Raw genomic sequence first — 4,392 nt, forward strand, 5'->3', positions numbered from 1 at the left:
AACATGACCATTTTTTGCAAAGATGCCGGCCGAGGGTTTACACCCAGATTCAACCCAGAATCTTAGGTCTGATTAACCTAATTAATCAGACTTAACCATATTATAAGGCAGAGGCTCACGCTTGTCACAAACCTATGGATAGTTATTATTTAAGGTAGATAATTTTTAAAAGTATTTTTATCAATTCTTGTATGTTCAACTGTTTTCGCTACCCTGCCCTCAATCTCTATAAAGGAATCAGAATAGCTAAAATTTTGGGGATATATTGCAAGTACAGTTTTCTGTGTTTTAATAGAAGGATACAGTATTCCTTCTAATCCAGCCGATTGTGCAATTTGACCCAAAATTTGCGAATTAGCGGGTACATCGAATTGCATAGGCATCAATCTCCAATTAGGCGCGAAGATAGTGCTGAGTAGTTCTGGTAAGTTTTTTACTGGTGGCATTGCACTCGATTTTAATTCGCGAGCTTTTTTTATATAGTAAATTGGAAGTTGTATATCTTTAATTAAATTATAAAAAGAACGAAGAGCTTCTTCATTTGTTAAATCTAGAACATTCGTTAGCTCTCCCTGCACTTGGAAATGACTAAAATTACCAGCAACAGAAAGTTCACTACCAGTGAGTCCTTCATGAGTCTCTTCTGGCTCTAATCCTTTCATCTCTAAAAATGCTGTGGCTGATTCACTAGCTAAATATAATGCAGGAAATTGCGGAAATCTTTGAGGATCGATATTCCCTATATTAAAACGCCCTCCAGGAAAACTTATATAACTTCCAATTGTGGATAACGGAGTATTTGAAAACTCTTGAGAAACAACTCTCACCCAATTATTAAATTCAAAATTAATGGAATTGTCTCTTAATGAAGTTTTTAGCTCCTCCATGATCTTAGATCTACGATAAGCAAAATATGAGAAATGTTCTGCAGTATAATCTATGATTTGATCATGTAGTTTTATCCATCTTTTTATTGCTCTGGGTGGAACGCTGTCCAATAGTATAAATATCTTGTGATCGTAGGGTTTCATACTTAGGGATTAATTCCCGATAACGCATTTCGAATAAATAACTCCAATTTTTTATAGCGACCATATCGAATCATATCTCTAGGAGATATTCCTCCGAGCGCAGGATTTTTAATTTTAAACCATAAAGCAGTTTTATTGACATCGCCTTTAAAGTAACCTGCCATTAGCTCACAAATATTTGCTATTTCTTGAAGGCGTTGTTTTAAATCTTTATTAATTTGATCATCCAACCGTACACGATCTTTTTCCATTTTCATTGCTTTTGATATATCTGTACGGCTCAAATCCAAAAAATCAGCTACTTTTTTTGGAGTATTGCCCTCTAAAAGATGTAAATAATCATGATTTGGAACTGTAGCTAATAGGTCGTTTAAACTATTGGTATTCATTTTGATAGTCTCCTCAATTGAGAGTATAAACGATCAAATGCAATAAATCTGCGATTTTACCTCAAATTTACTTCAACTTTACTTCGCTTATAAAATTTCATAACTTATTGAATAATTTATATTAATAGAATTAATGTAGAAATCACCATTAAAATTTTCAAAAAAGAGTGTCTATAATAATAAAATTATAGCTCATTTTAAAGACAATAATCGTTTTTTTTATACAGCCCACTAAATTGCAGTAAGTAAAACGGGGGTTTTATTGCCCACCCAGCTCTTCCAAAAATTAATTTTTAAACTCCTTATAGGATATACTCTTTAAAAGTTAATAATTATGGTTAATTATTCAAAGTTACATTACCATCAAATTTAATGAGATAATTAACGTATGAGGCCAATAATGCTAATCGGGTATGCACGAGTTTCCACAGATGATCAAAATTTAGATCTGCAACATGATGCTCTAAAAAATGCTGGTTGTGAAAAATTTTACGATGATCACATGAGCGGAAATAAAATTAATCGTCCTGGATTAGAAGCCGCGATCGAGTATGCTAGAGAAGGAGATATCATTATCGTTTGGAGACTTGATCGATTAAGCCGGTCACTAAAAGACTTAATAGAAATGATAGCCCTGCTTGATGGGAAAAAGATTGGAATTAAAAGTCTACATGAATCAATTGATACTTCATCAAGTTCTGGAAAACTCATTTTTCATATATTTGGGGCACTAGCTGAATTTGAAAGGAATCTTATACGTGAACGAACGCATGCTGGTCTACAAGCAGCAAGAGCAAGAGGGAAGAATGGAGGTCGTCCAAAAAAACTCTCTATAGATAAAACTAAATTAGCAATACAACTTTATGATGGCAAACAACATAGTATTAAACAAATTTGTAACTTAGTTGGGGTGTCCAAACCTACATTATATAAATATATAAAAAACAATCTTATTAGGGAGTGAAATAAATATGTATCAAATTGAGAAATGTCCTCTCCCAATTATATGGTTAGATACGTATGTCATGATAAAGATAATTAGATTTCTAAACAACCCGGAAAAATTGACTGCTTCTGACACTGCTCAAATTTCTTTGCTTTATCAATATCTTATTAAAGGCTCTGCAGAAGGAAAAATAATCGTTCCATTTGCTGAACAAGGTTTTGAGATTGCTGAAAATAAAAAGGATGATTGGTTCAAAATCTTAAAAAAAATAACATTGGATATAATGACAAAAGGAAAATTTGATATTGAAAATAATCATATAAGAGAAGGAATGAAAGGTTATTTAAATAGTGAAAATAATATTGAATTATCATACCTGTCATTGTTTGAACAAGATCCTGTTGATGAAATAAGAGAAACACTATCAAGGGAGTTTATAATTTTCCCATCATTTAATCCCTATATAACCGAGCCCGATGTTAGATCCTCTGACATAAGCAGCGATTTACTAAACCAAGAAAGGACAGAAAATCTAAGAAATAATGTTCAAATTGAAACACAATTAAAGATTGAACAACAGAAAAGGTTTACGGCACTTAAGCAAACACTATTTATTCATGAAAATGATAAACTTAATCCATATATATTATTTGGATTAGTTAGTAGTTACTACGATTTATTAATGTGGAATTCATTACATCCAGACAATGAAGGACAAGAGGGACTTCTTGAGTTTTACAATTCTAATTATTATCAAGAATTACCATTTGTGAATTTAGAATGCTCTTTGCTCGCACAATTAACAACAAGCCCGAACAACATTAAGCCAGGTGATATTATGGACATAAAGCACATATCTATTATGATGCCATTTTCCGACTTATTTATCACTGATAAAGCATGGAGCAATAAATTAAAAATTCTAAAATGTCATGAAATATACAACACTGAAATTATTTACACCGGGCAATCTGAAGAAATAATTAATTTTTTTGAAAAACATAATATAAAGATTTAAGATAGAGGTTAATCAGATTAACGGATATGATTTCTGTCTGCCATTTATGTTTAATATTGTTTGATTTTAATAATTACAGCAATTAATATCAACAACAAACTTAATCTGGCGCTCACTAATGTTCAATTACCTTTGTCTTGCTGCTTTTATATTAATTTTTTTAAAATTCTCTAAAAACGGACTAAATTGGTACAAATTATACAATTTCAAAAAGATATATACACAATATTGCCGTTATAATAGTATTTCTAAGCAAGAATGGGATCCTCTACACACGAAAGTACTAGAAAAGAACAATGATATAATTAAATTACTTAAAAAATCTGAAATAAAAGATTTTATTATTCAAGCAACCACCCCAACAGGACATGGCTTTGTAACGCATAATAATATAAGTGTCCTCAGTAATATTGATTATATTGGCTGGATTGGAGAAACAAATGTTCCTGCGACCATTCATAAATTTCTGACTCAAGCAATAGGATTTAATAAACAAAGAATGATAGAGACTTTTAGTCCTTTCTACTGGATAAATTTATTTGTTTTCTTGCCCAAAAATATTTTTATTTACCTTGAGCTACCTTATACCAGTGACCGAGCAAAGCTATTAATTAAAATTTTTAATATTTTTTATTGGTTTATTTGTAGTATTGGCTCCATTTTTTTTAAACTATTTGATTTAAAAATAATTTTTTAATACCCACTTCAATATTCTACCTGTCTTAGAACAATTACCCCTAGTCTCAAAAAATGTTCATTTATGGGCTCTATCAATAAAGTATACTCAATAGATCTCTGTTCACTAAAACGGTTGATTTCTATAAATTGAACAATATTTAGTTGAAACAGTGTAAACGGCCAGATTAAATTGCCGACATCAGCCACATTATTTTGCCGTTCACCGATAATACCTAAATACCAATCACAGCATTAGCGAAAAAAATACAAGATGATCCCTTAATAATCTCTTAATGTTTATAATGTACAATAAATGCACATTATTTGCAT

At 31.1% G+C, this 4,392-nt stretch carries 5 protein-coding genes; 3 read left to right on the forward strand and 2 right to left on the reverse strand.

The features are described 5' to 3' along the window. Positions 1–149: 149 nt before the first annotated feature. Entirely contained in the window at positions 150–1,031 is an 882-nt protein-coding gene (locus LDG_RS04050; RefSeq protein ID WP_006869878.1) for an RES family NAD+ phosphorylase, read from the reverse strand. Positions 1,032–1,033: 2 nt separating this feature from the next. Further along, entirely contained in the window at positions 1,034–1,420 is a 387-nt protein-coding gene (locus LDG_RS04055) for a hypothetical protein (protein ID WP_006869879.1), read from the reverse strand. A 400-nt stretch (positions 1,421–1,820) separates the two neighbouring features. Here LDG_RS04055 and LDG_RS04060 point away from each other — a divergent pair, with 400 nt between their 5' ends. From LDG_RS04060 to LDG_RS04070, 3 genes are all read left to right on the forward strand, one after another. Further along, positions 1,821–2,384: a recombinase family protein gene (locus LDG_RS04060; protein ID WP_040534455.1), complete on the forward strand. Its 564-nt coding sequence runs from the start codon at positions 1,821–1,823 to the stop codon at positions 2,382–2,384. A gap of 7 nt (positions 2,385–2,391) precedes the next feature. Further along, positions 2,392–3,384 carry a hypothetical protein gene (locus LDG_RS04065; protein ID WP_006869881.1) on the forward strand — a complete coding sequence of 331 codons (993 nt, stop codon included), beginning with the start codon at positions 2,392–2,394 and terminating at the stop codon, positions 3,382–3,384. Between the two features lie 118 nt (positions 3,385–3,502). Beyond that, positions 3,503–4,081 carry a hypothetical protein gene (locus LDG_RS04070; RefSeq protein WP_006869882.1) on the forward strand — a complete coding sequence of 193 codons (579 nt, stop codon included), beginning with the start codon at positions 3,503–3,505 and terminating at the stop codon, positions 4,079–4,081. The last annotated feature ends 311 nt before the right edge of the window (positions 4,082–4,392 follow it).

The organism is Legionella drancourtii LLAP12, from assembly GCF_000162755.2.
Lineage (GTDB): Bacteria > Pseudomonadota > Gammaproteobacteria > Legionellales > Legionellaceae > Legionella > Legionella drancourtii.

Excerpts from the sequence above, each read along its gene's own strand:
- LDG_RS04050 (WP_006869878.1), bottom strand. The coding sequence starts at position 1,031 with ATGAAACCCTACGATCACAAGATATTTATACTATTGGACAGCGTTCCA.
- LDG_RS04055 (WP_006869879.1), bottom strand. The coding sequence starts at position 1,420 with ATGAATACCAATAGTTTAAACGACCTATTAGCTACAGTTCCAAATCAT.
- LDG_RS04060 (WP_040534455.1), top strand. The coding sequence starts at position 1,821 with ATGCTAATCGGGTATGCACGAGTTTCCACAGATGATCAAAATTTAGAT.
- LDG_RS04065 (WP_006869881.1), top strand. The coding sequence starts at position 2,392 with ATGTATCAAATTGAGAAATGTCCTCTCCCAATTATATGGTTAGATACG.
- LDG_RS04070 (WP_006869882.1), top strand. The coding sequence starts at position 3,503 with ATGTTCAATTACCTTTGTCTTGCTGCTTTTATATTAATTTTTTTAAAA.